Source organism: Streptomyces sp. NPDC048696, assembly GCF_043198895.1.
In the GTDB taxonomy this organism is placed as follows: domain Bacteria; phylum Actinomycetota; class Actinomycetes; order Streptomycetales; family Streptomycetaceae; genus Streptomyces.
In genome coordinates this window covers 1-26838 of sequence record NZ_JBICVJ010000015.1, presented here as the reverse complement: position 1 = coordinate 26838, position 26838 = coordinate 1, and the positions used below count along the sequence as shown (strand labels likewise).

Here is a 26838-nt window from a genome sequence, read left to right as displayed (position 1 = left end):
CATGGAGACAGAGGTGACGACGGTCGCTCCGCAGGAGCCCAAGGCCCGCCGGGCGCCGGTGAAGGCGCTCGCCCTCGCCGCGGCCGTCGTCGTTCTCGCCGCAGGGGTGGGCACATGGCTGGCTCTGCGCTCCGGCGGCGGCGGGTCGGGGCCGTCCTGCGCCACCGTCGGCGAGAACGCCCGCATCCGCAAGGATCTGGCTCCGGCCGACCCGAAGGACATGAACTGCCAGGAGCTGGCCGCCGCGTTGAAGAAGGCGGCGGCCTCGGACGGCTCCGGGCGGCACACGCTCCAGCAGGCCGGGGTCATGCGCGACCTGGTCAACACCCTCGACGAGGACTTCCACAACCGTTCCAAGGCGGACATGGCGGGGCCCCTGCGAGAGACGGTCGCGGATCTGCTGGCCGACTACTCGACCGACATGCACACCACGCTCGTGAACTACGGCGGCTCGGCGGTCTACAACATGAAGCACGACGGACCGTGGCGCGACGACAAGGGAGTCGTCCGCATGCCGGTGTACAGCGAGTCGCTCACCCGAGTCATGAGAGCGGTGTCCGACGACCCCGCCGCGTACGCGACGCTCCGCAAGGCCGAGACCGCGCGCTCGGCGGACGACCTGGCGCGGATCTCCAGGACGTCGGCCGGGTACGCCCTCTCCGTGCCGGTCACAGACACCGCCAGCGTGCTGGGTTTGCTCGACGGCATAGCCGAGGACCTTCTCGCCGCCCGCACGACGAGCGAGGCGGCGCGGTGGAAGGGGGGCGTGATGAAGGGCTTGTCGGACGGGGATGCGAGTCCGGTTCCGGCGTACTCCGCCGACCCGGCCCGCTACATCGCTCGCACCTGGGAGCGGAGCGCCGACGGCTACCCGGCCCTGGTCGGACAGACCCGGGACATGGTCGGCATCCTGGTGAAGGCGAGCGGCCGTTCGGCCGAGTCCGTCACGAAGCCGCTGAGCCAGGTCGCGGACTCCGGCCAGGCAGGAAAGGAACGGCTGAACGAGGCACTGATCAACATCGGCGCCTCACCCAAGGGCCTCCGGACGTAAGCCCACTCGCGCGCCCGCGTGTAGGCCCGTTCATCACCTGCCCGCAAGCCCCTCACGTAAAAACCTCGCAAACCAGTCAACCCGGACAGGTACCTCACCCTCTATCTCCACGTGACAAGCCTGACCGGTACTCCGTTTCTCGCCGCCGCGTTCATCGTGGCCCTGCTCGCCGTGCTCGTGCCGCTGTTCGTGTGGGGGCGGATCGGCGGGCCCGCGGTGGTGCGGGGGGCCGTGCGGCTCGCGATGGTGATGGTGGCGCAGACCAGCGCGATCGTCGCGGTGTTCGTGGCCGTGAACGACCAGTACGGGCTGTACGACAACTGGGGCGATCTGCTCGGCACCGAGAGCCACGTCAGCGCCGCCCCCGACCTCGGCGCCGACGGCACCGGCGGGCGGAACATCGCCGACTCGCCCCGGGTGCGGCAGACCTTCACGCCCGTCACCGACGACCCCGACATCGGGCCGGAGCTGCGGCGCACCCACCTCACGGGGGAGCTGTCGGGCGCGGAGGGCGAGGTGTACGTGTGGCTGCCGCCGCAGTACGACGACCCGGCGTACAAGAACAAGGACTTCCCCGTCGTCGAGCTGCTCGCGGGCTACCCCGGGTCCGCTCGGGACTGGTGGGGCAACCTCGACGTACAGACACAGCTCAAGCCGATGACGGAGGACGGCGAGGCGAAACCGTTCATCCTGGTCTCGCCGCGCACCACGCTGCTGCCCGGCCAGGACACCGGCTGCGTCAACCAGCCGGGCGTCGTCAACGCCGACACCTGGCTGAGCGTGGACGTGCGCAAGATGGTCACCGACAACTTCCGGGCGCAGAAGAGCGCCGCCGGGTGGGCCGTCGCCGGGTTCTCGGCCGGCGCCCACTGCGCGGCCAAGCTCGCCCTGGAGCACCCGGACCGCTTCCGCGCGGGCATCGCGCTCTCCGGCTACAACGACCCCGGCGCCGAGCCCTCCTCGGTCGCCGCCCATGACACGCGGCTGCGGCGCGAGACCAACCCCCTGTGGATAATCGCGCACGCCAAGACCCCGCCGCTCACCTCCCTCTACCTCACCGGCGAGCCCGCCGACGGCTACAACGACGGCCTGGCGCTCCAGCGGGCCGCCAAGCCGCCGACCTCCGTCACCGCCGTGCGGACCACCGGCGGGCACCGGGTGACCACCTGGAAACCGCTGGTGCCGCAGGCCTTCCGCTGGCTCAGTGGTGTGCTCGACGGCCCCGTGCCGAGCGCGCCCGCGACGGGCGGCTCCCGCACGAGCGGACCCCCGGCGAGCGCGCATCTGCCCGGCGGAGCGCACGGGCCCGGTCGCCCCCTCGCCACCCCGTCGCCCAGCCCCGTCCGCGCGCAGGCAAGTACCGAAAAGGTAAAGCCCTAGTCAAGCGGGGCAACTCCAGTTCGTACAACCGGCTCTTCTCCCGTGTGATGAGCCTGACCGGTACCCCGTTCCTGCTGACCGCCGTCGTCGTGGCGGTGGTGGCCCTGCTGCTGCCCCTGTTCCTGTGGAGCAGGATCGGCGGCCCGGCCGTGGTGCGCGGGGCCTCGCGGCTGTTCATGCTGCTGTTCGCCCAGTTCACCGCCGTCCTCGTCGTCTTCGTGATGGTGAACAACGCCAACGGGCTCTACGACAACTGGGACGACCTCCTGGGCACCGGCAACCACGTCAACGCCGCTCCCGACCTCGGCCCCGACGGCACCGGCGGCAAGAAGGCCGCCTCGGCGCCGAAGGTCAAGCAGAACTTCAAGGAGTACAAGGGCAAGGTCGGCGACGGCGTCATGAAGACCACGCTGAAGGGCGCGATCTCCGGCGTCGAGGGCGATGTGGCGGTCTGGCTGCCGCCGCAGTACAACGACCCCGCGTACAAGGACAAGAGCTTCCCGGTGGTCGAGCTGCTGCCCGGCTACCCCGGGTCCATCGGCGCCTGGTTCGGCTCGCTGCACACCCAGAAGCAGTTGACGCCGATGATGCAGCGGGGCGAGGTCGCGCCGTTCATCCTGGTCTCGCCGCGCACCACGCTGCTCGACGGCAAGGACACCGGCTGCGCCAACGTGCCGGGCGTCGTCAACGCCGACACCTGGATCAGCGTCGACGTACGCAAGATGATCACCGACAACTTCCGCGCCGACACCGGGGCCGACGGCTGGGCGGTCGCCGGGTACTCGGCGGGCGGCCACTGCGCGGGCAAGCTCGCCATCGAGCACCCCGACCGCTACCGGGCCGGCGTCGACCTCTCCGGCTACAACGACCCGGCCGCCGAGAGCGCCTCGATCACCGCGCACGACCCGAAGCTGCGCCGCGAGTCCAACCCGCTGTGGATCCTCAAGAACGCCAAGACCCCGCCGCTGACCTCGCTCTTCGTCTCCGGCGAGATGGGTGACGGCTACAACGACGGCATGGCGCTCAAGCAGGCGGCCAAGGCCCCGACCGTCGTCCACGTCGTACGGCTCAACGGCGGCGGCCACCGCAGCAGCGTCTGGGAGCACCAGGTGCCGGACGTCTTCCGCTGGCTGACGAAGGAGCTGGGCGGGGCGGGCAGGGTCGCGGCGGCCAACGGAGTCTGACCGGCCCGCCGGCCGACGAGCCCCGGGCCGCCGCTGTCCGTCAGGCCGGCCGGGTCGCCCCCGCGAACGGCATCTGGTCGATCGGCGCGATCCGCACCGGCGCCCCCGGGTGCGGCGCGTGGATCATCTGGCCGCCGCCGATGTACAGCCCGACGTGGCTGACCCCCGAGTAGAAGAAGATCAGGTCACCGGGGGCCAGGGCGGAACGGGACACCCGGGTCCCGGAGTTGATCTGGGTGTACGTGGTGCGGGGCAGCGAGACGCCCGCCGCGCCCCAGGCGGCCTGGGTCAGCCCGGAGCAGTCGTACGAGGACGGCCCGGTCGCGCCCCACACGTACGGCTTGCCGAGCGCCGCGTAGGCGTAGGCGACGGCCGCCGCCGCGCGCCCGCTGGGGGCCGGGAGCAGGCCGTCGGGGGCCGGGGGCGAGGACTCTCCCGAGGAGCGGCTGGCGCGCGGCGCGGCGGAGCCGTCGGCGCGGGCGCCGTCCTGGCCCTCGTACGCGGCCCGCTCCTCGGCGGTCAGCTGGGTCAGCAGCGCCTGGGCCGAGTCGAGCTTCGCCTTGATGGTGTCCTTCTGCCGCTTGAGCTGCGCCTGCTGGCCGCGCAGCTCGGCGAGCCGGCCGTCGGCGTTGGTGCGCAGCCGCTTCAGCTCGGCGAGCTGCCTGCGGACCCCGGCCACCGCGTGCGCCGTCCGGTCCCCGGCCCGCTCCTCGAACGCCGCGTCGTCCAGGTACCGCTTCGGGTCCGAGGAGAGCATCAGCTGGAGTGCGGGGGCGATGCCGCCGGTGCGGTACTGGGCGGTGGCGATGGAGCCCAGCGCGTTGCGCGCGCTGTTGAGCCGGTCGGTCTTGCGGGCGGCCTCGTCCTGGAGCGCGTCGACGGACTTGCGGGTCTCGTCGGCCTTCTCCTTGGCGCCGTCGTACGCCTCGGTGGCGACCTCCGCGTCCTGGTACAGCCTGTCCACCTTGGCCTTCACCTGAGCGGGGGTGAGGCGGGGCTCGGCGTGGCCGGTGCCCTCGAAGGCGGTGGCGGTGGCGGCTCCGGCCAGTGCCAGCGTCGCCGCGGTGCGGGCGGCGGGGCCGGTGAGCGGGTGCTGCCTGGGCTTTCGATGTGCAGCCACTAGGGCCTTCACGTCCTTCCGTGCACATCCGGCGACGGACCGCACAGGGGGGACGGCCCGCCGCCGGATCTCTCGGCGTGGTGACCGATGGCCGCCCGGTAGGGGGCGGCGGTGGGGAGTCCGGTCACCTGGTGGAGGACGCTAAACCTGGATGACACGGGCGAGTGAGGCAATGAAGAGAAGTGTTCTCTTCCGGTGTCTGTACGACCGGATGTGACCGGAGTGACTTCGGCTGGGTCCTCTTTGCGGGTACGGCTGTGACCGAAGCGCTGGATGAGACCCCGACCTGGCGACGGGGCCGTGACCCGCGGTCGTTAGGCTCCGATTCCATGGACGTACTCATCAATGTCTTCGTCGCCCTCCACATCATCGGCATCGCCTCGCTGCTCGGCGGCTTTCTGACCCAGATGAAGGCGATGGGTGCCGGGACCGCGCGCTTCGTGCCCGCGATGCTGCACGGCGCGCTGACCATGCTGGTCACGGGCGTGGCCCTGGTGGGCCTCAACCAGGCCGACGACAACTCCGTGAACACCGCCAAGATCGGCCTGAAGCTGGCGGTCCTGGTGGTGATCCTGGGCCTGGTCTACGTGAAGCGGGACGACGAGAAGGTCGAGAAGGCGCTGTTCGGCGCGGTGGGCGGCCTGACGGTGGCGAACATCTTCATCGCGACGCTCTGGACCTGACCGCGCCCGCTCCGGACCTGACCGCGCCCGCTCCGGACGTGATCGCGCCCGCTCCGGACGTGATCGCGCCGCCGCCGCGCTACCCGGGCCGCACGCTCCCGTAGATCGGCATGTAGTAGATCGACTCCTCGCGGACGTACGCCCCCGGGTGCGGCGCGTGGATCATCATCCCGTTGCCGATGTACATCCCGACGTGGCTGATGTCGTCGTAGAAGAACACCAGGTCACCGGGGCGCAGATCGGCCGTCGCGACCCGGGTGCCGACGTTGACCTGGTCCCAGGTGGTGCGCGGCAGATCCACCCCGGCGGCCCGCCAGGCGGCCTGGGTCAGCCCCGAGCAGTCGTACGAGGACGGCCCGACCGCGCCCCACACATACGGCTTGCCGATCTGGGCGCGGGCGAACGCGAGCGCCTTGTCGGCCTTGGCGGACGACGAGGGCACCGAGGGTGACGTGGACCCTGCGCCGCTTCCCGTACCGGTCGAGCCCGACGACGGCTTACGGGCCGCCGCTGCCGCCTCCGCCGCCTTCTTGGCCGCCGCCTGCCGCGCGGCCAGCTCCTCGGCCTTGCGCCGCGCCTCGTCCTCCTTGGCCTTCTCCAGGGCCGCGAGCCGCGCCTTCTCCTGCGCGGTGAGCGTGCTCAGCAGGGTGCGCGCGGCGGCCAGCTTCGCCTGGACGTCCTGCTTGCCGGCCCGCAGCGCCTCCTGCGAGGCGGTCAGCCGCGCCAGGCTCCGGCTCGCCTCGGCGCGCTGCTTCGCGTTGGCCGCACGCTCGGTCTCGAAGGTGCGCAGCGCCTGTTCCTCGCGGCCGGTCAGCTGCTTCATCAGCTGGTTCTGGTCGAAGAACGTCTGCGGGTCGTCCGCGAGCATCAGCGTCATGGTGGAGGCCATGCCGCCGGTGCGGTACTGCTCGGCGGCGTAGCTGCCGAGGACCCGGCGGGTGTCGTTCAGCCGGGCGGTGCCCCGGGCGACCTGGTCGAGCAGAGCGTCGGTCCGCTCGCGCTGGACGTCGGCGCTCTCCTTGGCCCGGTTGTACTTCTCGGTGGCCGTGCCCGCCTGCCGGTAGAGGTCGTCGACCTTGCGCTGGACCTCCTCGACCGTGGGATTGGGCCCGCCGGGCGCGGCGCTCGCGCTCTGGCCCAGCAGGCTCACCGAGGCGAGCGCGGCCGTGGTGATGCCGACGGCGGGTGTGGCCGTACGTATTCGGGTGCGCGGCTTGCGGTGCGAGGGCAAGGCCGACACCTCCTTCCGGATCGTTCCGGACGGGGGCGTTCCCCGGCTGAGGCGGCACGCTAGCCAACTCCTGCGCCCGCTGGGAAGGTTGATGTCCGACAGGCCCGATACATTCCCGTGACCTTCACTGTGCGTAGTCGTCGGCCGTCTCTGCGAAGGCGGCGGCGGAGTGTCAGAGCGGGGTCCTAGACTCGGGAGACGATGAGCAGCCTCTTTGACGACAGCTTCCTGGCGGACCTCCAGCCCTCCGAGGAGGAGCACCCGCCGCCGCCCGAGGACGGCCCGGCGCCGGAGCAGGTGCCGGACGACCTGTTCCAGGGCCGGTTCGACGCGCCGCCCAGCCGCGACGCGTACTACCGGGACGGCGCCCACCGCCCGGTGGTCGACCCGGCGACCCTCCTGGAGGGGCTGAACGAGAACCAGCGCGCGGCCGTGGTCCACGCGGGCTCCCCGCTGCTCATCGTGGCCGGCGCGGGCTCCGGCAAGACCCGTGTGCTCACCCACCGCATCGCGCACCTGCTGGCCACGCGGGGCGTCCACCCGGGCCAGATCCTCGCGATCACCTTCACCAACAAGGCCGCGGGCGAGATGAAGGAGCGCGTCGAGCAGCTGGTCGGCCCGCGCGCGCACGCGATGTGGGTGATGACCTTCCACAGCGCCTGTGTACGGATCCTGCGCCGCGAGTCCAAGAAGCTCGGCTTCACCTCGTCGTTCTCGATCTACGACGCGGCGGACTCCAAGCGGCTGATGGCGCTGGTCTGCCGCGACCTCGACCTGGACCCCAAGAAGTTCCCGCCGAAGTCGTTCAGCGCCAAGATCTCGAACCTGAAGAACGAGCTGATCGACGAGGAGACCTTCGCGGGTCAGGCCGCCGACGGCTTCGAGAAGACGCTGGCGCAGGCGTACGCGATGTACCAGGCGCGGCTGCGCGAGGCCAACGCGCTGGACTTCGACGACATCATCATGACGACGGTCCATCTGCTCCAGGCGTTCCCGGACGTCGCCGAGCACTACCGCCGCCGCTTCCGCCACGTGATGGTCGACGAGTACCAGGACACCAACCACGCGCAGTACACGCTGGTGCGCGAGCTGGTCGGCCCGGCCGGGCAGGACGAGGTGCCGGGCGAGCTGTGCGTGGTCGGTGACGCCGACCAGTCGATCTACGCCTTCCGGGGCGCGACGATCCGTAACATCCTCCAGTTCGAGGAGGACTATCCGGACGCGACGACGATCATGCTGGAGCAGAACTACCGCTCCACCCAGACGATCCTGTCCGCCGCCAACGCGGTCATCGAGCGCAACGAGAGCCGCCGCCCCAAGAACCTGTGGACGGACGCGGGCGCGGGCGCGCGGATCACCGGCTATGTCGCCGACACCGAGCACGACGAGGCGCAGTTCGTCGCCGACGAGATCGACCGGCTCACCGACGCGGGCGACGCCAAGGCGGGCGACGTCGCGATCTTCTACCGGACCAACGCCCAGTCCCGTGTCTTCGAGGAGATCTTCATCCGGGTCGGCCTGCCCTACAAGGTCGTCGGCGGCGTCCGCTTCTACGAGCGCAAGGAAGTCCGCGACGTCCTCGCCTACCTGCGCGTTCTCGCCAACCCGGAGGACGCGGTGCCGCTGCGCCGCATCCTCAACGTGCCCAAGCGCGGCATCGGCGACCGCGCCGAGGCGATGATCGACGCGCTCTCGCTGCGCGAGAAGATCACCTTCCCGCAGGCGCTGCGCCGCGTCGACGAGGCGTACGGAATGGCGGCGCGCTCGGCGAACGCGGTGAAGCGCTTCAACCAGCTGATGGACGACCTGCGGACCGTCGTCGACTCGGGCGCGGGCCCCGCCGTGGTCCTGGAGGCGGTCCTCGAACAGACCGGCTACCTGGCCGAGTTGCAGGCGTCCACCGACCCGCAGGACGAGACCCGGATCGAGAACCTTCAGGAACTCGCCGCCGTGGCCCTGGAGTTCGAGCAGGCCCGGGGCGAGGCGGCGGGGGAGACCGACACCGAGACCGAGGGCGCGGGTGCGGGCGTGGGCACGCCCACCCTCGCGGAGTTCCTGGAGCAGGTCGCCCTGGTCGCCGACTCCGACCAGATCCCGGACGAGGACGAGGGCGAGGAGGGCTCCGGCGTCATCACGCTGATGACCCTGCACACCGCCAAGGGCCTGGAATTCCCGGTGGTGTTCCTGACCGGCATGGAGGACGGCGTCTTCCCGCACATGCGCGCGCTGGGCCAGGTCAAGGAGCTGGAGGAGGAGCGCCGCCTCGCGTACGTGGGCATCACGCGCGCGCGTGAGCGGCTGTATCTGACGCGCTCGTCGATGCGCAGCGCCTGGGGCCAGCCCGCGTACAACCCGCCGTCCCGGTTCCTGGAGGAGATCCCGGCCCAGCACCTGGAGTGGAAGCGGACGGGCCCGATGGCGGCCCCGGCCGGACCGGTCTCGGGCAAGGGGCTCGGCGGCGGCATCGCGAGCGCGCTCTCGTCGTCGCGCTCGCGCTCCGGCCCGTCCGGCTTCGCGACCCGGCGCACCGGCGACAAGCCGGTGATCGCGCTGTCGGTGGGCGACCGCGTCACGCATGACCAGTTCGGTCTGGGCACGGTGATGTCGGTGACGGGTTCGGGCTCGGACGCGCAGGCGACGATCGACTTCGGCGACGAGCGCCCGAAGAAGCTGCTGCTGCGATACGCGCCGGTGGAGAAGCTGTAAGCGGACTTGTGGCGGTCGATGCGGTTCCGCGCCCCTTAAGGGGCGCGGGGCTGTGTCATTGTGCGGCTCCGCCGCGTGGGCGCGACCATCCCCCAAGCTCTCAACTTCGTTCGAGCAGGGGGGACCCCCATCGCACGGTCCGCAGCCGAATGACCCCGCTTCCAGCGGAGCGCCTACGTGGGGTCGAGCCCGTGGCTGCGCAGCCACGGCAGTGGGTCTATCGGCGACGCGGCGCCGGGGCGCACCTCGAAGTGCAGATGCGGGCCGGTGGAGTTGCCGGAGTTCCCGGAGTACGCGATGACGTCACCGGCCTTGACCGGGCCGGAGCGGATCTTGGTGCTGGAGAGATGGCAGTACCAGGTCTCGGTACCGTCGGCCCCGGTCACTATGGCCATGTTCCCGTAGGCGCTGTTCCACTGCGTACGGACCGTGCCGTCGATCGCCGACATCACCGGAGTGCCGTACTGCACCGGGAAGTCGATGCCGGTGTGCACCGACATCCAGTTGACGCCCGCCTGGCCGAAGTAGGCGCTCAGCCCCCTCTGGGTCACCGGCAGCACGAACTTGGGGCGCGCGGCCTCCTTCTTCGCCGCCGCCTCCGCCCTGCGCTGCTTCTCCGCCTGCTGGCGCGCCTTGAGGTCGAGACGTTCCTGCGTACGGCTGGCGCGGTCGGCGAAGCTGCCCGCCTCCGCGCTGAGGTTGGCGAGCTGGGTGTCCAGCTTGCTGTTGGCGGCGACCGGCTTGACCGACGACGGGTCGGACGCGGTGACGGCCGTGTCGTCGCCCTTGCTCTCGCCGCCGAGCCCGCTCACGGACGCGGCGGCGACCCCGGCGACGCCCATCACGCAGATCGACGGCACCGCGACGGTCAGCAGCGCGGACCGCTTGGCGGGAGTGCGCCGACGGCCACGGTTGCCGCCCGCGGCGCGGCGGGACGAGAGGGGGGTGACCGAGGCGGTCGCGGCCGGGGCGTCCGTGACCGGGGCGGGCTCGGGCTCGGGCTCCTGCTCGAACTCGGCCTCGGGTAGCGGGTGTTGGGAGGTTTCGGTGTCCGGCGCGCCGAACTCCTGGTGCTCGACCGCGTCGAGGTCGAGCACGGAGAACTGCGCGGTGCTCTGCACCGGGCTCTCGACGTGCACCGCGTGCTCGACGTGCTCGGCCTGAGCGACGTGCTCGACCGGCTCGGGCGTGTGGACCTGGGCCTCCACGCCCACGTTCCAGGCGGTGGTGTCGTACGTACCGGTCTCGCCGTACGCACCGCTCCCGTAGGCCGCGCCGGGCACGGCCCACTGACCCGTGGTGTTGTAAGCGGCGTCGTACGCGAACGCGGTGGTCTCGAACTGCCCTGTCTGCTGCGCCTGGTTCCAGGCGCTCGCGTCCCACTGGCCGGTGACGTCGGGACCGGCGGACTGCGCCGGGATCGTCCACTGTCCGGTGGTGTCGTACGAGGGCTGCTGGTACTGCTGCGCGCCGTAGACGTCCCACTGGCCCGTTTCGTAACTGTCGTAACTGCCGGGCAGGGCGCCGAAGAGCGGGTCGGCGGCCGAATCGGCGGAGAAGTCGACGGGGGCGTCCGCCGTGGAATAGCCGTGGTATCCGGCGTACCCGGCGTGGGCGTGCTGGTCAGTCACCAACTTCTCTCTCGCCTCGGCAACAGGACCTGGGTCCGGGCGCCCTGGGGAAGGGGCTCCCAGTGGGGGAAGCAGTGGCGTGACTGTACCCGGCGGTACGCGACAGCGACAATCTTCGGCAGGTTTTCTTGGCACCGGAAACGGGCAATCAGCGTCTTTCGGCGGACTGCGGACAGAGCCTTGGTTCTGCGTTCGACGATTGTTCGAGATTTCCGATCGTGAAGTGTCGTCCACGTGTCGGGGCGAGGGGGCCGGCCGAGTGGGCGGGGCGAGGGCGCGGCTCACGCCACCGAGAACGCCTCCCGTCCGCCGGCCGTCTCCTCCTGTGCCGTGAGCGCCTGCCGTATGCCGGTCGCGATGGCCGGATGGACCGGCAGGGCCAGATGACCGATGCCCGACACCCTTACGTTCTGAACGATCAGATCCGGGTGCTCGATACGGGCCGTCTCCACCGGGACCATCAGCGTGTCCAGATCGCTCCAGAAGCTGATGAACCGGGTCCGGCAGCCGGGCGCGGGCCGGCGCAGCTCCTCGACGACGTCGGAGCCGGGGCACATCTGGCGGACGATCGGGTGCGCGCTGATCAGGTGCGCCGAGCGGGTGCCCGCGTGCGGGGTGCCGAGCGTGACCAGCGTCCGGACGCGGGCGTCGCCGCCGAGCCGCTGTACGTAGTAGCGGGCGATCAGGCCGCCCAGGCTGTGCCCGACGATGTCCACCTCACGGTGTCCGGTGCGCGCGCAGATCTCCTCGATATGGCGGCCCAGGAGCTCGGCGGCGGTGCGGATGTCGCGGGTCAGCGGCGAGTAGTTGAGCGATTCCAGATGGCGCCAGCCGTTCCGGCTCAGCGAGCGGCGCAGCAGTACGAAGACCGAGCGGTTGTCGATGAAGCCGTGCAGCAGGACGACCGGCGGATGCGCGCGCCCGGCGGTGGGCAGCTGCTGGGCGTCGTCGGCCGCCGGGTCCCTGCGCTCGGGGGCCAGGCCCGAGGGGTAGAGGACGAGATGGCCGGCGAGGACGGCGAGCTCCAGCGCCGTGGCCCGCAGCAGCGCGGCGGAGACCCACGCGCGGCGCAGATACAGCGGAAGAAAGAGAAGGAACTGCACGGACCGACCTCCCGAACGGCACGCCGGGAGGACGACTCTGTCCCCCGTGTGCCCTCATGGGGCGCCCCTCGTGAACCGCGCTCGCCAGAACGCCGGGGCCGGACCACCGTGCGGTGCGGCTGACGGCACGGTGGTCCGGCACCTTCCTTCAGAGCGGCTCCCCTTGCAGCCGTCCCGGTCGATCCGGCCGACGTACGGCGGACAATCGGGTAGGCGACGCAAAACGAACATGTCCCACCGTGTGATTTCCCCCTCGCTGGCCACCGTGAAACGGCGGGTTGCGGGATGCTGTGGATAACGTTCGTTCACTTCAGTTTGTTCACCTCGTGTGGTCGTGTGGAGGCAGTGATGGGTGTAACCGGTCCGATCCGCGTGGTGGTGGCCAAGCCGGGTCTCGACGGGCACGACCGGGGCGCCAAGGTCATCGCCCGGGCGCTGCGCGACGCCGGTATGGAGGTCATCTACACCGGGCTGCACCAGACGCCCGAGCAGATCGTCGACACGGCCATCCAGGAGGACGCCGACGCGATCGGCCTCTCCATCCTCTCCGGCGCGCACAACACGCTGTTCGCCAAGGTCATCGAGCTCCTGAAGGAGCGCGACGCGGAGGACATCAAGGTCTTCGGCGGCGGCATCATCCCGGAGGCCGACATCGCCCCCCTGAAGTCCCTCGGCGTAGCCGAGATCTTCACCCCCGGCGCGACGACGACGTCGATCGTGGAGTGGGTCAACGCGAACGTCCGCGCGGCGACTGGGCTGTAGGGACTTGTCCGCGCAGTTCCCCGCGCCCCTTAGATGGGCCCTTCGGGCCCTCCTTCAGGGGCGCGAGCAACGTGATGGGCCCGGAGGGCCCTGTTAGGGGCGCGGGGAACTGCGCGAGCAACCCAGCACGGTCGGCAGACGAAAACGGGGTACGGGGCGGAGCCCCGCTTCCCGCCCACCCGCAGGGGCGGAGCCCCGAAAGCGGGGTGCAGGGGCCGCAGGCCCCGCGAACGGGGTCCGGGGGCGGAGCCCCCGGGAAACGCTCCTCCACCCCCACCCACCCCCGGAGGGTTCAGGGAAGGGGTGGGGTGGGGGAATCAACCGCCCAGTTCCGCCAGCATCACCCCCCGCAACCGCAACGTCCCCACCAGCCGCTGAAACGCCTCCGCCCAGTACCCGCCCGCCCCGGGCGACGCCCCTTCCGACTCCGGCGGCGTCGCGGTGAGCGCGTCGAGCCGCACGGCCTCGCAGGGGTCGAGGCACCGTTCCGCGAGCCCCATCACCCCGCTGAAGCTCCACGGATAGCTCCCCGCGTCCCGCGCGATCTCCAGCGCGTCCACCACCGCGTGCCCGAGCGCCGCGGACCACGGCACCAGACACACCCCCAGCAGCTGGAACGCCTCCGAGAGCCCGTGCGCCGCGATGAACGCGGCCACCCACTCGGCCCGTTCCCCCTCCGGCAGCGTCGACAGCAGCTTGGCCCGCTCGGCCAGCGACACCGTCCCCCCGTCCCCGCCCGGCGGCGCCGACGGCGCGCCGAGCAGGGCCCGCGACCACGGCGCGTCCCGCTGCCGCACCGCCGCCCGGCACCACGCCGCGTGCAGCTCGTCCCCCCAGTCGTCGGCGACGGGCAGCGCCACGATCTCCCGTGCGGTGCGCCCGCCGAGCCGGCCGGACCAGCCGGCCAGGGGCGCCGCCTCCACCAACTGGCCCAGCCACCACGACCGTTCGCCCCGCCCGGTCGGCGGCTTCGGCGCCACCCCGTCGCGCTGCATCGCCGCGTCGCACTCGTGCGGTGCCTCCACCACGATGCGCGCCCCGCCCCCGTCCCCCGAGCGGTCGAGCCCGACGCAGGACGCCGCCCGCGCCGCCATCCGCCCGGCCAGCGCGGACCCGGGCAGCGCCGAAAGGAGCTCGGCGGCGGTGGCCCGGACGTTACGGCTGCGATCGGAGAGCGCCTGTTCCAGGAACGGCTCGTCCGCGGCCGAGAGCCCGCCGCGCAGTGAGTCGACGAACATCAGCCGGTCCTCGGCCCGTTCGGCCGCCCACGTCGTGGCGAGCAGCCGCCGCGCGGCCCCGGGCTCGTACGCCCGTACCGCCGCGAGCAGCGCCACCCGCTCGGCGAACAGCCCCTCCTCCCACAGCCGCCGCACCGCCTCCGGGTCCGAGACGTCGGGCAGGACCGCCGTTTCCGTACCGCCGCGCAGCGCGAACCGCCACTCCGGGTTCAGCCGGGCCAGCCACAGTCCGCGCGACCCGGCGAACGCCAGCGCCTGCGGCCGCAGATCGGTCCGGGCCCGGGCCGCGTCGAGCAGCGCGGGCAGCAGCTCGGGCGGCGCCCGGAACCCCCGCTCGCCCGCCGCGCTCAGCCACTGCGGCAGCAGCTCGGCGAGATCGGGCGCGGCCCCCCGCCGCCCCGACGAGTGCGCCGCCGCCGAGCGGTCCGCGAGCAGCTGCCCGAGCCGCCGCCGCGCGGCCTGCGGCAGCTCGGCGCGATCGTCCCGCGGCGCCTTTCCGGGCCGTACGGCGGCGGGCGCGGGCGTCAGGCCCGCTCTGCGCCGCACGGTCCGCCGCGCGGCGTCGTCGAGCAGCGCGGCGGGCTCCCCGGCGGCGGGCCGCCGCTCGGTCCCGAGCAGCGCGGCGGTGACCAGCTCCTCCCAGGAGCCGCCCCCGGCCACCACCTGGGCCTCGCTTCCCTCCATGGACGCGACCTCCTTCACGGACGCGGGCACAGGCACGCGACCTCCCCCTTCCTTCCTCACATACGCGATTGAGGGTTACGGCTTACGAGTTACGGCTTGCGCGTCATGAGTCATGAGTCACGCGTTACGCGTTACCGATCGAGCGGCGGCGCGCCCCGTCAGAGCAGCGACACCGTTTCCGGTGAGCCGGGCCGCCAGGCCGCCAGCGGGGCGAATCCCCGGTGGCCGCACTCGCCGAAGACCGTCACCGGGCCGCCGCCGGAGAGCGCGACGAGCCGCCACAGGCCCGTACGGGTGGCCGCGCCCGGAGCCACGGGCAGGGCCAACTCTCCGTCGGCGTCGGCAAGTTGCCAGCCATCGCCGTCGGTCTCGCCGGGCGGCACCGGTATGACCTCGTGGAGCGTCACCGGACAGGCGTCCAGCCATGGGTCGTCCCGCAGCGCCCGCCCGTACCGCTCAAGCGCCTGCGTGGTCGAGCCGCCCGGCGGCGGGCCCGCCGCCGCGAGCGGCGCCCCGTACCGCTCGCCGAGGGCGGCGCGCTGCTGTCCGCCGCCCGGGTACGGCGTGAGCTCGGCGTCGATCGCGAGGCCGACCGGCAGGGCCAGCTCAGGCGCCCGGCCCGCCGCGCCGAAGTCGAGCAGCAGTGCGCAGCGGCCCGAATCCCGTCCATGCAGCCATATCCGGCGCGTGGTCAGCTTGGCGTCGGCCGTGTCGTACTGGGCGAGGACCTGCCAGATGTCCCGTATAGGCGGCCCCTCCGGCGGCGCCGGCACCCCGACTCGCGCGCGGACCGTCGCGGCCAGCGGTTGCGGCAGCCGCTCCCGGCCCAGCCAGGCCCGGTCGAGCAGATGCAGCAGCGCGCACTCCTCCAGGAGCCGCACCGGCCAGCCGGGTCCCGAGCCCGGTATCGCTCCCAACTCCCTTACCCTGCCCGCAAGTCCGGGCGCCTGGGCGTCGACCATGCGGGCCGCCGTCTCCTCCCACAGCCCGTACCCCGGCCGCTCCGCCGCCGCGATGCCCCCGTGCAGCAGATCCTCAAGGCGCTGCTCCAGCTCCGTCGCCCCGGCGGTGACCCGCTCGGCCCGACGCTCGGCGCGGCGCCGGGCCGCCTCCGGGTCGGCGGTCCGCTCCGCCGCCAAGGCCGCCGTCTCGCCCCCCTTCTGCCGCGCCCGCGCACGCCGCTCGCCCAGCCACTGCGCGGCCCAGTCGGGCGGCACCCGGCCACCCGGCACCGCCGACTCGTCCGCCGTCCAGAGCAGCAGCAGCCCCAGCGCGTGCTTGCACGGGAACTTCCGGCTGGGGCAGCTGCACTTGTATCCGAGGCCGCCGGTTCCGAGGCCTGCCGTTCCGGGACCGCCCGTGTCGATCACCGTCTGGTAGGGCTTGCTGCCGCTGCCCTTGCACAGGCCCCACACGCTTGAGTTGTCACAGCCGCCCTGCGACCAGGGCCCGGCCGTGCCGAGCTTGCTTCCCGCCTTTCGTGACGGATCGTCAGGAGCTAGAGCCAGCACCTGTTCCGCCGTCCAGCGCACCCCCTGCTGATTCATGGCTTCGAAGGTAGATGCCCCCACTGACAATCGCCCTGACCTGCGCTTTCCTCTGCCGCGGGGTCGATTGTCAGTGGCGTGGTGCACGGTGGAACCACATCGGATCGACTGATCTGGAGGGGGATCCATGACCGTGTCCGAAATCAAGTCGGCGGGCGTCGGGAGCGGTGCCGAGGGGGGCGCCGCGCAGGCCCTGCGGCCGCACGCCGAGCACGCCTTCGCGCATGAACTCACCGCGCTGGCCGCCGCCGACGACCGGCCGAGGCCCGCCCGCTGGCGGCTGTCGCCGTGGGCGGTCGCGACGTATCTGCTCGGCGGCACCCTGCCCGACGGCACGGTGATCACGCCGAAGTACGTGGGCCCGCGCCGCATCGTCGAGGTGGCCGTCACCACGCTCGCCACCGACCGGGCGCTGCTGCTGCTCGGCGTCCCCGGCACCGCCAAGACCTGGGTGTCCGAGCACCTGGCCGCCGCCGTCAGCGGTGACTCCACGCTGCTGGTGCAGGGCACGGCCGGCACGCCGGAGGAGGCCATCCGGTACGGCTGGAACTACGCGCAACTGCTCGCGCACGGCCCGAGCCGGGACGCGCTGGTGCCGAGCCCCGTCATGCGGGCCATGGCCGAGGGAATGACCGCCCGGGTCGAGGAGCTGACCCGCATCCCCGCCGACGTACAGGACACGCTGATCACGATCCTGTCGGAAAAGACCCTGCCCATCCCGGAGTTGGGCGAGGAGACCCAGGCCGTACGGGGCTTCAACCTCATCGCGACGGCCAACGACCGCGACCGGGGGGTGAACGAACTGTCCAGCGCGCTGCGCCGGCGGTTCAACACGGTGGTGCTGCCGCTGCCCGCGACCACCGACGAGGAGGTCGACATCGTCTCGCGCCGCGTCGACCAGCTCGGCCGCTCGCTCGACCTGCCCGCCGCGCCCGACGGCATGGACGAGATCCGCCGGGTCGTCACGGTCTTCCGGGAGCTGCGGGACGGGGTCACCGCGGACGGCCGCACCAAGGTGAAGTCCCCTTCGGGGACGCTCTCCACGGCCGAGGCGATCTCGGTGGTGACGGGCGGCCTCGCCCTTGCCGCGCACTTCGGTGACGGCGTGCTGCGCTCCGGTGACGTGGCGGCGGGCATCCTCGGCGCGGTCGTCCGGGACCCGGCGGCGGACCGGGTCGTCTGGCAGGAGTATCTGGAAACGGTGGTCCGCGAGCGCGACGGCTGGAAGGACTTCTACCGGGCCTGCCGCGAGGTGTCGGCGTGACGACGTCCACGCCGCCGCGAGCGGACGGGGGAGCGGGGGTGCCCGCGCCCGAGGGGCCCTGGCTGCTCGGCGTGCGGCACCACGGTCCGGGATCGGCGCGGGCGGTGCGGGCCGCGCTGGACGCCGCGCGGCCCCGGGCCGTACTGATCGAGGGCCCGCCCGAGGCCGACGCGCTGCTGGCGCTCGCCGCCGACCCGGACATGCGGCCCCCGGTCGCGCTGCTCGCCCATGTGGTGGACGACCCGCGCCGGGCGGCGTTCTGGCCGATGGCCGAGTTCTCGCCGGAGTGGGTGGCGCTGCGCTGGGCCCTGGACGCGGGCGCCGAGGTCCGCTTCATCGACCTTCCGGCGGCGCATTCGCTCGCGGCCGAGGCGGACGGGGAGGCGGAGGACGCGGCGGGGAGCGAACCGCGCGAGGGCGATGCCGAAGGGGACGGGGGCGCCGGGCGGGACGGGCTGCGGATCGACCCCATCGGCGTGCTCGCCCGAGCCGCCGGATTCGACGATCCGGAGCGCTGGTGGGAGGACGTCGTGGAGCACCGCCACCGCGACGGCACCCGGCGGCCCGACCCCGGCGCCCCGGACGACTCCCAGGGCACACCCGATCCGCACGACTCCCAGGGCACATCCGCCCTGCACGACCCGTTCACCACACCCGACCCACGCAACCCGCGCAGCACACCCGGCTCGTACGACCCGTACAGCCCGTTCGTCGTCCTCGGTGAGGCGATGGCCGCGCTGCGCGAGGCGTACGGGGACGGGGGGCACGCGCGCGACCTGGTCCGCGAGGCGTACATGCGGCAGCAACTGCGCGCCGCCCGGCGGGAGTTCGGGGACGAGGTCGCCGTCGTCTGCGGCGCCTGGCATGTGCCCGCGCTCGCCGCGAAGGTCGCGGTCGGCGCCGACCGGGCCCTGCTCAAGGGCCTCCCGAAGGTTAAGGCCGAGCTGACCTGGGTGCCCTGGACCCACCGCCGTCTCGCCCGGCACAGCGGTTACGGCGCGGGCATCGACTCGCCCGGCTGGTACGGGCATCTGTTCGCGGCCCGGGACCGGCCCGTCGAGCGGTGGATGACCAAGGTCGCCGGGCTGCTCCGCGAGGAGGATCGGCAGGTGTCGTCGGCCCACGTCATCGAGGCGGTCCGGCTCGCCGGGACGCTCGCCGCGATGCGCGGGCGCCCGCTGCCGGGGCTGGCCGAGACGACCGACGCGGTGCGGGCGGTGATGTGCGAGGGCTCCGACGTGCCGCTCGCCCTGATCCAGGACCGCCTCGTCGTCGGCGATGTGCTCGGCGAGGTGCCGGACGCGGCCCCGGCCGTGCCGCTCCAGCGCGATCTCACCCGCGCCCAGCGCGCCCTGCGGCTCAAACCGGAGGCACTGGAGCGGGAGGTGGACCTCGATCTGCGCAAGGAGACCGACGCCGCGCGCAGCCGTCTGCTCCACCGGCTGCGGCTGCTCGGCATCGACTGGGGCGAGCGGGCCGACGGACGCGGCAGCACCGGCACCTTCCGGGAGGGCTGGCGGTTGCGCTGGGAGCCGGAGCTCTCGGTGCGGGTCGCCGAGGCGGGGGTGTGGGGCACGACCGTGGAGGCCGCGGCCACCGCCCGGGCCGAGGCGGACGCCGCCGAGGCGACCGTCCTGGGCGAGATCACCGCGCTCGCCGAGCGGTGCCTGCTGGCCGAACTCTCCGACGCGCTCCCGGTGGTGATGCGCGCGCTCGCCGACCGGGCCGCGCTGGACACGGACGTCGCCCATCTGGCCGAGGCCCTGCCCGCCCTGGCCCGCACCCTGCGGTACGGGGACGTGCGCGGTACCCGGACGGCGGCGCTCGCGGAGGTCGCGACCGGGCTCGCCGAGCGGATCTGCGTCGGCCTGCCGCCCGCGTGCACCGGCCTGGACGCCGACGGCGCCACACAGATGCGCCGCCGTATAGAGGGCGTCCACGCGGCGATGTCCCTGCTCCCGGACGCGCCCGAGCCGCGCGGCCCGGGCCGGATCCACCGGACACGGACCGCGACCCTGCGCGACCGCTGGGCCGCGGTCCTCGCCAAGCTCGCCGGGCGGGACTCCGTGCCGGGCGAGATCCGGGGCCGCGCTGTGCGGCTGCTCCTCGACGACGGGCGGCTCGACGCGGCCGAGGCCGAGCGGTACATGGGCCTCACCCTCTCGACCGGCACACCGCCCGGCGACGCGGCGGCCTGGATAGAGGGGTTCGTCGGCGGCGCGTCCGGCGGCGGGATGCTCCTGGTCCACGACGAGCGGCTGCTCGCGCTGGTCGACACCTGGCTGACGGGCGTCCCGGCCGACGCGTTCACCGATGTACTGCCGCTGCTGCGGCGCACGTTCTCGGCGTACGAACCGGGTGTGCGCCGCACCCTGGGCGAGCTCGTCCGGCGCGGGCCGGGCAGCGGCGGCCCCGGACCGGCCGCAGCCGGCGCGCCGGGTTTCGGCGCCGAGCTCGACGAGGAACGGGCCGACGCGCTGCTGCCGCTGCTGCGGCTGCTCCTTGACCGACAGGACGACAACAACCTTGCGGGGGTGGGCAAGTGAACGCGGCAGCGACAGACGCCGGGACGGATCGCGCGGCGCGGCCCGGCGACGAGCGCCTTCGCCGCTGGCGGATGGTGCTCGGCGGCGAGCAGGGCGCCGACGGCACCGGCTGCGCGCTCGGCGGGCGCGACGCGGCGATGGACGGCGCCCTGTCCGCGCTCTACGGCGGCGCCCCGGCCGGCAACAAGGCGGGCACGCGGGACCGGGGCGCGGGCCTCGGCGCCTCCGCGCCGAACGTCGCCCGCTGGCTCGGCGACATCCGTACGTACTTCCCCACCTCGGTCGTCCAGGTCATGCAGCGCGACGCCATCGACCGGCTCGGGCTCTCCGCGCTGCTCCTGGAGCCGGAGATGCTGGAGGCCGTCGAGGCGGACGTCCATCTCGTCGGCACGCTGCTCTCGCTGAACAAGGCGATGCCCGAGACGACCCGGGAGACGGCCCGCGCGGTCGTCCGCAAGGTCGTCGAGGACCTGGAGAAGCGCCTGGCGACCCGGACGAAGGCCACGCTCACGGGGGCGCTCGACCGTTCGGCCCGGATCAGCCGCCCCCGCCACCGGGACATCGACTGGGACCGCACGATCCGGGCGAACCTGAAGAACTACCTGCCGGAGTACGACACGGTCGTCCCTGACCGGCTCATCGGCTACGGGCGGGCCGACCGGTCCGTGAAGAAGGACGTCGTGCTCTGCATCGACCAGTCCGGCTCGATGGCCGCCTCGGTCGTCTACGCCTCGGTCTTCGGCGCGGTCCTCGCCTCCATGCGCTCGATCGCCACCCGCCTGGTCGTCTTCGACACGGCCGTCGTCGACCTCACCGACCAGCTCGACGACCCGGTGGACGTCCTGTTCGGCACCCAGCTCGGCGGCGGCACCGACATCAACCGCGCCCTCGCCTACTGCCAGTCCCGGATCACCCGTCCTGCCGACACCGTCGTCGTACTGATCAGTGATCTTTACGAGGGCGGGATACGGGACGAGATGCTGAAGCGGGTGGCCGCGATGAAGGCGTCCGGAGTGCAGTTCGTGGCCCTCCTGGCCCTGTCCGACGAGGGCACTCCGGCGTACGACCACGAGCACGCGGCGGCCCTGTCGGCGCTCGGCGCCCCCGCCTTCGCCTGCACCCCCGACCTCTTCCCGACGATCATGGCGGCGGCTGTCGAGAAGCGCCCGCTGCCGATACCTGACACGCTGTGAGCAGGTGATCTGTGACAGGTATCACCGCTCAGGTGTGATCTGCGATTTAGGGAGGTCGGTCCTGCGGGGATAACCTGCGAGACGGACATGCCGCGTACCCGGTCACCGTGTACGCCTCCCTCAGTGACAGCGCCGTCACGTTGCCCTTCGCGGCACGCCCACGCAGAAAACGAACCGCGAGACCACTGAAAAGGGACGGACGCGCGTGGACCTGTTCGAGTACCAGGCGAGGGACCTCTTCGCCAAGCACGGTGTACCGGTGCTGGCCGGTGAAGTCATCGACACGCCTGAGGCGGCGCGCGAGGCCACCGAGCGACTGGGCGGCAAGTCGGTCGTCAAGGCGCAGGTGAAGGTCGGCGGCCGTGGCAAGGCCGGCGGCGTGAAGCTGGCCGCCACGCCGGACGAGGCCGTCGCCCGCGCCACGGACATCCTCGGGATGGACATCAAGGGCCACACGGTCCACAAGGTGATGATCGCCGAGCTGTCCCCGGAGATCGAGGCGGAGTACTACGTCTCGTACCTCCTCGACCGCACCAACCGCACCTTCCTCGCCATGGCGTCGGTCCAGGGCGGCATGGACATCGAGGAGGTCGCGGAGAAGACCCCCGAGGCCCTCGCGAAGGTCCCGGTCAACGCCGTCGAAGGCGTGACCATCGAGAAGGCCCGCGAGATCGTCGCCCAGGCGAAGTTCCCGGCCGAGGTGGCCGAGGGTGTCGCCGAGGCCATGGTGACCCTGTGGAAGACCTTCGTCGCCGAGGACGCGCTCCTCGTCGAGGTCAACCCGCTGGTGAAGACCAAGGACGGTCGCATCCTCGCCCTCGACGGCAAGGTGTCCCTGGACGAGAACGCCGAGTTCCGTCAGCCGGGCCACGAGGCCCTGGAGGACAAGGCCGCGGCCAACCCGCTGGAGGCGGCGGCCAAGGCCAAGGGCCTCAACTACGTCAAGCTCGACGGCGAGGTCGGCATCATCGGCAACGGCGCGGGTCTCGTCATGAGCACCCTGGACGTCGTCGCGTACGCCGGTGAGAACCACGGCGGCGTGAAGCCGGCCAACTTCCTCGACATCGGTGGCGGCGCGTCCGCCCAGGTGATGGCGAACGGCCTGGAGATCATCCTCGGCGACGCGGACGTCAAGTCCGTGTTCGTCAACGTCTTCGGTGGCATCACCGCCTGCGACGAGGTCGCCAACGGCATCGTCCAGGCGCTGCAGCTCCTCGCCGACAAGGGCGAAGAGGTCACCAAGCCGCTGGTCGTGCGTCTCGACGGCAACAACGCGGAGCTGGGTCGCAAGATCCTGTCGGACGCGAACCACCCGCTGGTCCAGCGCGTGGACACCATGGACGGCGCGGCCGACAAGGCCGCCGAGCTCGCGGCCGCGAAGTAAGGGACGAGGGAAAACCACAGCCATGGCTATCTTCCTCAACAAGGACAGCAAGGTCATCGTCCAGGGCATGACCGGTGCCACGGGCATGAAGCACACCAAGCTCATGCTCGCCGACGGCAGCAACATCGTCGGCGGTGTCAACCCGCGCAAGGCCGGCACGTCCGTCGACATCGACGGCCACGAGATCCCGGTCTTCGGCACGGTCGCCGAGGCGATGGAGAAGACCGGCGCCAACGTGTCCGTCCTCTTCGTGCCGCCGGCGTTCGCCAAGGCCGCCGTGGTCGAGGCGATCGACGCCGAGATCCCGCTCGCCGTCGTGATCACCGAGGGCATCGCGGTGCACGACTCCGCCGCCTTCTGGGCGTACGCGAAGGCCAAGGGCAACAAGACCCGCATCATCGGCCCGAACTGCCCCGGTCTGATCACGCCGGGCCAGTCCAACGCCGGCATCATCCCGGGCGACATCACCAAGCCGGGCCGTATCGGCTTGGTCTCGAAGTCCGGCACGCTGACGTACCAGATGATGTACGAGCTCCGTGACATCGGCTTCTCGTCCGCCGTCGGTATCGGTGGCGACCCGGTCATCGGCACCACGCACATCGACGCGCTCGCCGCGTTCGAGGCCGACCCCGACACCGACCTGATCGTCATGATCGGCGAGATCGGCGGCGACGCCGAGGAGCGCGCGGCCGACTTCATCAAGGCCAACGTGACGAAGCCGGTCGTCGGCTACGTGGCGGGCTTCACCGCGCCCGAGGGCAAGACCATGGGCCACGCCGGCGCCATCGTCTCCGGCTCCTCCGGCACGGCCCAGGCCAAGAAGGAGGCCCTGGAGGCCGCGGGCGTCAAGGTCGGCAAGACCCCGACCGAGACGGCCAAGCTGGCGCGCGAGATCCTCGCGGGCTGACTTCCCGGCTGACCTTCGGGTCCGGACGTACGAGTACGTCCGTAAGCGCGTGGGCCCGCACCCCTGAACGGGGGTGCGGGCCCACGCGCTTTTGCGTACGCGCCCCGGGAACGGCTCAGCGGAAGTCCGGAACAAGCCGCTCCGGGCCGTGGACGGGTTCCTCAAGGAGCTTGTGGTGGAGCTCCGTGTTCTCGGCGCCGGCCCGCTGCGGACCGCTGTAGAGCGGTACGCCGCCGACCCGCTGCCCCGGGGAGACCGGTGCGATGTAGCGCGTCGGCGCGGTGCTCAGGGTGAACGCGGTCGCGCCCACGACGACGGCGGTGAGCGTGAAGGCGGCGCGCGTGCGCAGGCGGTTGCCGCGCTCGCCCTTGGTGCGCAGGCGTCCGGGACCGGGCAGCCGGGGGGCGGCGCGCGGTCCGGCGAGCACGAGGTCGCCGATGCGCTCGCGCAGCAGCGCCGAGCGCGCCTGCGGGCTGGTGGCCGCGGCCAGCTCGGGCAGCCGGAACGCGACCGCCTCCCGGGCGTTGATCAGCCGGCTCGCGGCGGCCGGGGTGCTCGCCTCGGTCTCGGCGGCGGTCTCCGGCAGATCCAGGCCGAGCCCGTCGTAGAGCAGGATCGTCCGGCGGTACGAGGGCGGCAGCGCGAGCAGCGCGGTGAGCAGCGCGCGCCGGTCGGGATCGACGGGGGGATGGTCGGGGTGCTTGTACGCGCGGCGGAAGCGGTGCCAGGGGGAGATCGCGTACTCGTGCGCCGCCGCCCGCACCCACCCGGGCGGGTCCGCGTCGGTGGCGACCTCGGGCCAGTGCTGCCAGGCGAGCCGGAAGGCGTGCTCCACCGCGTCGCGCGCCAGCCGCGTCCGCCCGGTGAGCAGATACGTCTGCTGGACGAGGGGGGTCGCGGCGGCGGCGTACAGGGCGTCGAAGGCTTCGACGGGGGTGAGACGCGGCGCCGCGACAGGCTGTACCTCAACAACAGGCTGTACCTCGACAGGCTGTGTCTCGACAGGCGGTGTCCGGTCCTCGCCGGTGCGGTCCTCGGCAGCCTGCGCGTCGACGGCCTGCGCCTCGGCCGGCCGCGGCTCGACAGGCTGCGCCTCGGCGGGCTGTTCGTCTGTCATGAAGGGCTCCCAGGACTCCCCGCGAAGACCGCCGGGGCGGCCGTACGTATCGCCCGCAGCCATGCCCGGGCAGAAAATTACATAAACGTATATTGAGCGACACGGCGGCATTTTCCCGTTACGCGAAGAAAGCGCGTGTCGTTGGCAGCATGGCGGCCGTGACACAAGTGACCGATCGCGGCCTGACGTTGCCGGCGGCCCGGGGCCGCTCGTCCGTGTTCGCCACCTGCTTCGTACGCGGGGCGATGGCGGCCGGGCTCGGACTCGGCGCGCTCGCCGTGCTGGTGACGGTGGTGTGGATCAGCTCGCCGTACCCCGACAGCGGACCGGGGGGCGCTCTGCGCGCGGCGGCCGGGCTGTGGCTGCTCGCCCATGGAACCCTCCTGGTCCGCCCCGGCACGCTCAGCGGCGTGCCCGCGCCGATGGGGGTGGTGCCACTGCTGCTGATGTGGCTGCCGGTGTGCCTGGTGCACCGGGCGGCGCGGGACGCCCTGTCGTACGAGGAGGAGTTCGGGTACGAGGACGACGGCGTCGAGAGCCCGCCGCACACGGGCTCGGCGCCGACCCACGTGTGGGGTGCGTTCGCGGCGGTGACCTGCGGATATCTGCTGGTGGGCGGGGCGGCGGCCGGGTACGCGTCCGGCGGTCCGCTGCCCGCCTCGCCCGTCAGCGCCGTACTGCACCTCACGGCCGTGGCGACGGGCGCGGCCGCCGCCGGATTCTGGACGGCGTGCGGCCGCCCGCGCGGCCCGCTGCCCCGCTGGGTGCCGGACGTCGTACGCGAGGTGGTCGCGGACCGTCGTACGAGTACGGCGGTACGGGCCGGGGGCGCGGGGGTCGGGGTGCTGCTCGCGGGCGGGGCGCTGCTCGCCGGGGCGGCGCTGGCGTGGCATGTGGGCGCGGCCCAGGACGCGTTCGTACGCCTGGCGGGGGACTGGTCGGGGCGGCTCGCGCTGCTGCTCCTCGCGCTCGCGCTGCTGCCGAACGCGGCGGTGTGGGGGGCCGCTTACGGGCTGGGGCCCGGGTTCCTGCTCGGCACGGGCGCGGTGGCGACGCCGCTCGGGATCACGGGGACCCCGGCGGTGCCGCACTTCCCGCTGCTCAGCGCGGTGCCCCAGGAGCCCCGGGGAACCTGGCTGACCTGGTCGGTGGCGGTGCTGCCGGTGCTGGCCGGGGCGGTGGTCGGCTGGTGGACGGCGCGGGCGGCGACGGCCGAGGAGGCGTGGGGCAAACGCCGCACGGCGCTGGCGACGGTGTACGGGGCGGCGGTGTGCGGGGCCGCGATGGCGGTACTGGCCGCACTGTCGGGGGGCCCGCTGGGCACGCACCGACTGGCGGCCCTGGGCCCGGTGTGGTGGCGCACGGGCGGGGCGGCGCTGCTGTGGGGGACGGCGGTGGGGGTGCCGCTGGCGCTGGTGCTGCGGTGGTGGTGGCTGCGGGTGCCGGCGGCGCCGGGTGAGGTGTCGGCGCGGGGCTGGCGGTCGCGCTTGAGGTGGCGTCGGCGGAAGCCGGAGGCCGTGCCCGCGCCTGAGCCTGTGGGGGACGGGGACTTCGCCCCGTACGACTTCCTGCCGGTGGGGACGTGGCACGACACCGGCGCGAGGGAGGCCCGGTGGGCGGCGCTCCGGGAGGCGTCGGGGGGCCTGATGCCGGACATCGCGCCGCCGCCGGAGCCGGTTGCTGGGGCCGAGCTGGTCACCGAGCCCGACGCGGTCACCGAGCCCGACACGGTCACCGAGCTCGAACCGGCCGCGGAGCCCGAACCAGTCGCCGAGGCCGAGGTGGCGCCGGAGCCCGAGGCCTTGGGGTCGCCGACGCCGCTGCCCCCGCCGGTCGTTCCGCCCGTACCGGCAGCGCCACCGGCGTCGGCCCCCACCCCGCCCCTTCCCGAAACCGGGGGCGAGCCCCCGGACCCCCGCTGAGTGGTTCGCTGCGGACCGTGTGTGGCTGGTCGCGGGGGGGGGGGGGGGCCCGCGGGGGGGGGGGGGGGGCGCCCCCCCCCCCGCGCCCCCCGCCCCCCCCCCCCCACCCCCCCCCCCCCCCCCCCCCACCCCCCGGCCCCCGCCACCCCCCCCCCCCCCCCCGCCCCCCCCCCCCCCCCCCCCCT

General features: G+C 72.9%; 19 protein-coding genes. 12 read left to right on the top strand and 7 right to left on the bottom strand.

The window, feature by feature from the left end; translation table 11 throughout:
- Positions 1 to 13: 13 nt before the first annotated feature.
- The 3 genes from ACGFRG_RS27860 to ACGFRG_RS27850 all read left to right on the top strand — a co-directional run bounded on the left by ACGFRG_RS27860 (position 14) and on the right by ACGFRG_RS27850 (position 3615).
- A complete protein-coding gene (locus ACGFRG_RS27860; protein ID WP_393268313.1) occupies positions 14 to 1051 on the top strand; it encodes a hypothetical protein in 1038 nt (345 codons plus the stop codon).
- A 111-nt stretch (positions 1052 to 1162) separates the two neighbouring features.
- A complete protein-coding gene (locus ACGFRG_RS27855; protein ID WP_393268310.1) occupies positions 1163 to 2431 on the top strand; it encodes an alpha/beta hydrolase in 1269 nt (422 codons plus the stop codon).
- A 47-nt stretch (positions 2432 to 2478) separates the two neighbouring features.
- Positions 2479 to 3615, top strand: coding sequence for an alpha/beta hydrolase (locus tag ACGFRG_RS27850; RefSeq protein WP_393268307.1), 1137 nt, complete (start codon positions 2479 to 2481; stop codon positions 3613 to 3615).
- Positions 3616 to 3655: 40 nt separating this feature from the next.
- Here the strand turns inward: ACGFRG_RS27850 and ACGFRG_RS27845 are convergent, their stop codons facing one another.
- Positions 3656 to 4735, bottom strand: a complete 1080-nt coding sequence (locus ACGFRG_RS27845) for an NlpC/P60 family protein (RefSeq protein ID WP_361426705.1) — start codon at positions 4733 to 4735, stop codon at positions 3656 to 3658.
- Positions 4736 to 5064: 329 nt separating this feature from the next.
- Here ACGFRG_RS27845 and ACGFRG_RS27840 point away from each other — a divergent pair, with 329 nt between their 5' ends.
- Positions 5065 to 5418 (top strand): hypothetical protein, encoded by a 354-nt coding sequence (locus tag ACGFRG_RS27840; RefSeq protein ID WP_067163281.1) that lies wholly within the window; start codon positions 5065 to 5067, stop codon positions 5416 to 5418.
- Positions 5419 to 5497: 79 nt separating this feature from the next.
- Here ACGFRG_RS27840 and ACGFRG_RS27835 read toward each other — a convergent pair whose 3' ends face one another.
- Positions 5498 to 6649 (bottom strand): NlpC/P60 family protein, encoded by a 1152-nt coding sequence (locus ACGFRG_RS27835; RefSeq protein ID WP_393268302.1) that lies wholly within the window; start codon positions 6647 to 6649, stop codon positions 5498 to 5500.
- Between the two features lie 201 nt (positions 6650 to 6850).
- Between ACGFRG_RS27835 and pcrA the strand changes: the two genes are divergently transcribed.
- A complete protein-coding gene (gene pcrA, locus ACGFRG_RS27830) occupies positions 6851 to 9355 on the top strand; it encodes a DNA helicase PcrA (RefSeq protein ID WP_393268299.1) in 2505 nt (834 codons plus the stop codon).
- A gap of 173 nt (positions 9356 to 9528) precedes the next feature.
- On the opposite strand, the gene ACGFRG_RS27825 is transcribed toward pcrA, so the two are convergent.
- Both ACGFRG_RS27825 and ACGFRG_RS27820 read right to left on the bottom strand, forming a co-directional pair.
- A complete protein-coding gene (locus ACGFRG_RS27825) occupies positions 9529 to 10986 on the bottom strand; it encodes a M23 family metallopeptidase (protein WP_393268296.1) in 1458 nt (485 codons plus the stop codon).
- Between the two features lie 281 nt (positions 10987 to 11267).
- Positions 11268 to 12089 carry an alpha/beta fold hydrolase gene (locus tag ACGFRG_RS27820; RefSeq protein ID WP_361426717.1) on the bottom strand — a complete coding sequence of 274 codons (822 nt, stop codon included), beginning with the start codon at positions 12087 to 12089 and terminating at the stop codon, positions 11268 to 11270.
- A gap of 348 nt (positions 12090 to 12437) precedes the next feature.
- Between ACGFRG_RS27820 and ACGFRG_RS27815 the strand changes: the two genes are divergently transcribed.
- Positions 12438 to 12851 carry a cobalamin B12-binding domain-containing protein gene (locus tag ACGFRG_RS27815; RefSeq protein WP_393268292.1) on the top strand — a complete coding sequence of 138 codons (414 nt, stop codon included), beginning with the start codon at positions 12438 to 12440 and terminating at the stop codon, positions 12849 to 12851.
- Positions 12852 to 13168: 317 nt separating this feature from the next.
- Here ACGFRG_RS27815 and ACGFRG_RS27810 read toward each other — a convergent pair whose 3' ends face one another.
- Together ACGFRG_RS27810 and ACGFRG_RS27805 are read right to left on the bottom strand one after the other, a co-directional pair.
- Entirely contained in the window at positions 13169 to 14773 is a 1605-nt protein-coding gene (locus ACGFRG_RS27810) for a DUF5691 domain-containing protein (RefSeq protein WP_393268289.1), read from the bottom strand.
- Positions 14774 to 14931: 158 nt separating this feature from the next.
- Positions 14932 to 16320, bottom strand: coding sequence for an SWIM zinc finger family protein (locus tag ACGFRG_RS27805; protein WP_393268286.1), 1389 nt, complete (start codon positions 16318 to 16320; stop codon positions 14932 to 14934).
- Between the two features lie 127 nt (positions 16321 to 16447).
- Here ACGFRG_RS27805 and ACGFRG_RS27800 point away from each other — a divergent pair, with 127 nt between their 5' ends.
- The 5 genes from ACGFRG_RS27800 to sucD all read left to right on the top strand — a co-directional run bounded on the left by ACGFRG_RS27800 (position 16448) and on the right by sucD (position 23614).
- On the top strand, positions 16448 to 17584 hold the full coding sequence (locus tag ACGFRG_RS27800) for an AAA family ATPase (RefSeq protein WP_361426729.1): 1137 nt from the start codon (positions 16448 to 16450) through the stop codon (positions 17582 to 17584).
- Positions 17581 to 20130: a DUF5682 family protein gene (locus ACGFRG_RS27795; protein WP_393268282.1), complete on the top strand. Its 2550-nt coding sequence runs from the start codon at positions 17581 to 17583 to the stop codon at positions 20128 to 20130. The genes ACGFRG_RS27800 and ACGFRG_RS27795 overlap by 4 nt, the downstream gene beginning before the upstream one ends.
- A 71-nt stretch (positions 20131 to 20201) precedes the next feature.
- On the top strand, positions 20202 to 21323 hold the full coding sequence (locus tag ACGFRG_RS27790) for a VWA domain-containing protein (RefSeq protein ID WP_361426781.1): 1122 nt from the start codon (positions 20202 to 20204) through the stop codon (positions 21321 to 21323).
- Between the two features lie 205 nt (positions 21324 to 21528).
- Positions 21529 to 22707, top strand: coding sequence for an ADP-forming succinate--CoA ligase subunit beta (gene sucC, locus ACGFRG_RS27785; RefSeq protein WP_361426735.1), 1179 nt, complete (start codon positions 21529 to 21531; stop codon positions 22705 to 22707).
- 22 nt (positions 22708 to 22729) lie between these two features.
- Positions 22730 to 23614, top strand: coding sequence for a succinate--CoA ligase subunit alpha (gene sucD / locus ACGFRG_RS27780; RefSeq protein ID WP_101389682.1), 885 nt, complete (start codon positions 22730 to 22732; stop codon positions 23612 to 23614).
- A gap of 115 nt (positions 23615 to 23729) precedes the next feature.
- On the opposite strand, the gene ACGFRG_RS27775 is transcribed toward sucD, so the two are convergent.
- Positions 23730 to 24731 (bottom strand): sigma factor-like helix-turn-helix DNA-binding protein, encoded by a 1002-nt coding sequence (locus tag ACGFRG_RS27775; RefSeq protein WP_361426739.1) that lies wholly within the window; start codon positions 24729 to 24731, stop codon positions 23730 to 23732.
- A 149-nt stretch (positions 24732 to 24880) separates the two neighbouring features.
- Between ACGFRG_RS27775 and ACGFRG_RS27770 the strand changes: the two genes are divergently transcribed.
- Positions 24881 to 26653, top strand: a complete 1773-nt coding sequence (locus tag ACGFRG_RS27770; protein WP_393268277.1) for a DUF6350 family protein — start codon at positions 24881 to 24883, stop codon at positions 26651 to 26653.
- The last annotated feature ends 185 nt before the right edge of the window (positions 26654 to 26838 follow it).

Bases quoted from the DNA above. Each gene is read 5' to 3' on its own strand.
- ACGFRG_RS27770 (WP_393268277.1), top strand. From the start codon at position 24,881: ATGGCGGCCGTGACACAAGTGACCGATCGCGGCCTGACGTTGCCGGCG.
- ACGFRG_RS27810 (WP_393268289.1), bottom strand. From the start codon at position 14,773: ATGGAGGGAAGCGAGGCCCAGGTGGTGGCCGGGGGCGGCTCCTGGGAG.
- ACGFRG_RS27800 (WP_361426729.1), top strand. From the start codon at position 16,448: ATGACCGTGTCCGAAATCAAGTCGGCGGGCGTCGGGAGCGGTGCCGAG.
- ACGFRG_RS27775 (WP_361426739.1), bottom strand. From the start codon at position 24,731: ATGACAGACGAACAGCCCGCCGAGGCGCAGCCTGTCGAGCCGCGGCCG.
- ACGFRG_RS27850 (WP_393268307.1), top strand. From the start codon at position 2,479: ATGAGCCTGACCGGTACCCCGTTCCTGCTGACCGCCGTCGTCGTGGCG.
- ACGFRG_RS27805 (WP_393268286.1), bottom strand. From the start codon at position 16,320: ATGAATCAGCAGGGGGTGCGCTGGACGGCGGAACAGGTGCTGGCTCTA.
- ACGFRG_RS27790 (WP_361426781.1), top strand. From the start codon at position 20,202: ATGGTGCTCGGCGGCGAGCAGGGCGCCGACGGCACCGGCTGCGCGCTC.
- ACGFRG_RS27840 (WP_067163281.1), top strand. From the start codon at position 5,065: ATGGACGTACTCATCAATGTCTTCGTCGCCCTCCACATCATCGGCATC.
- ACGFRG_RS27815 (WP_393268292.1), top strand. From the start codon at position 12,438: ATGGGTGTAACCGGTCCGATCCGCGTGGTGGTGGCCAAGCCGGGTCTC.
- sucD (WP_101389682.1), top strand. From the start codon at position 22,730: ATGGCTATCTTCCTCAACAAGGACAGCAAGGTCATCGTCCAGGGCATG.
- pcrA (WP_393268299.1), top strand. From the start codon at position 6,851: ATGAGCAGCCTCTTTGACGACAGCTTCCTGGCGGACCTCCAGCCCTCC.